The organism is Pseudoalteromonas sp. (assembly GCF_036960685.1).
In the GTDB taxonomy this organism is placed as follows: Bacteria; Pseudomonadota; Gammaproteobacteria; order Enterobacterales; family Alteromonadaceae; genus Pseudoalteromonas.
This window is the reverse complement of sequence record NZ_JBALXK010000059.1, coordinates 1-1,399: the sequence shown is the minus strand read 5'-3', so window position 1 is coordinate 1,399 and position 1,399 is coordinate 1. Positions and strand designations below refer to the sequence as shown.

Here is a 1,399-nt window from a genome sequence, read left to right as displayed (position 1 = left end):
AGTTTTGGATAAGCATCTATCGCAATACGCCAGCCTTGGTCGTCGGTTAAATGCCATTGAAAAACATTAAATTTATGGGGTCAAAGGTTGTTTGCTACCTCACCGCAACTTATCGCAAGCTACTACGTCTTTCATCGCCTCCAGATGCCAAGGCATCCACCGTGCACGCTTAGTCACTTGACCATATAACCCAAAACCACCTCGACAGTCACAAGAGACTGTGGAAGTATTAACGCTAAGGGTGATATTATTTGATCAACTAACTGAGTTTGCTTATCACTTTAATATTTTTTTCTTTTACACAGAATTAGCATTCGATCCGAAGATTGAAGGCTAATAAGTATAAATAGAGAATTAGCACTGAGATAAATAATCAATCTGCAATTTCAGCATCAAGCTTAGGTAAACCTAAGTCCAATCTGTCGTCACAAGTTAATCAATAACTCATATCATGTATCCTAATTTTTAAAGAACGTCTGGCATAAAAAAACCAGAGTTAAAAAATCTTAAAAAGATATTTTAAGTCTGATTTCTGTTTCTGAAAATGGTGGAGCCTAACGGGATCGAACCGTTGACCTCCTGCGTGCAAGGCAGGCGCTCTCCCAGCTGAGCTAAGGCCCCATTTCACAGAGATGCATTCGTTAACATGTGACATAAATTGGTAGGTCTGGGCAGATTTGAACTGCCGACCTCACCCTTATCAGGGGTGCGCTCTAACCAACTGAGCTACAGACCTATTTAGGTCACAAATATTTAGATAATTCGTGTGAGCACTTAGCCAAGATTGGCTGAGAATATCGTTTAAGGAGGTGATCCAGCCCCAGGTTCCCCTAGGGCTACCTTGTTACGACTTCACCCCAGTCATGAATCACTCCGTGGTAAACGCCCTCCTAGCAAGCTAGGTTAAGCTATCTACTTCTGGAGCAACCCACTCCCATGGTGTGACGGGCGGTGTGTACAAGGCCCGGGAACGTATTCACCGTAGCATTCTGATTTACGATTACTAGCGATTCCGACTTCATGGAGTCGAGTTGCAGACTCCAATCCGGACTACGACATGCTTTATGGGATTAGCTCCACCTCGCGGCTTGGCAACCCTTTGTACATGCCATTGTAGCACGTGTGTAGCCCTACTCGTAAGGGCCATGATGACTTGACGTCGTCCCCGCCTTCCTCCGGTTTGTCACCGGCAGTCTCCTTAGAGTCCCCAACTGAATGATGGTAACTAAGGACAAGGGTTGCGCTCGTTACGGGACTTAACCCAACATTTCACAACACGAGCTGACGACAGCCATGCAGCACCTGTCTCAGTGTTCCCGAAGGCACCATATCAGGGTAAGGTTCTACCATTGCTGCAATGGCAGAATCATAATCTTCTGCTTCAATTGCCTGAAAACCG

Annotated in this window: 2 tRNA genes, 1 rRNA gene and 1 pseudogene; all 4 read right to left on the bottom strand. The window is 45.3% G+C overall.

The features are described 5' to 3' along the window. Positions 1-68: pseudogene (locus V7783_RS21245) on the bottom strand (family 20 glycosylhydrolase); the annotation flags it as partial. 477 nt (positions 69-545) lie between these two features. Further along, a tRNA-Ala gene (locus V7783_RS20995) sits at positions 546-621 on the bottom strand. A 38-nt stretch (positions 622-659) separates the two neighbouring features. Further along, positions 660-736: transfer RNA gene (locus V7783_RS20990), tRNA-Ile, on the bottom strand. Between the two features lie 66 nt (positions 737-802). After that, positions 803-1,399, bottom strand: a 16S ribosomal RNA gene (locus V7783_RS20985); the annotation flags it as partial.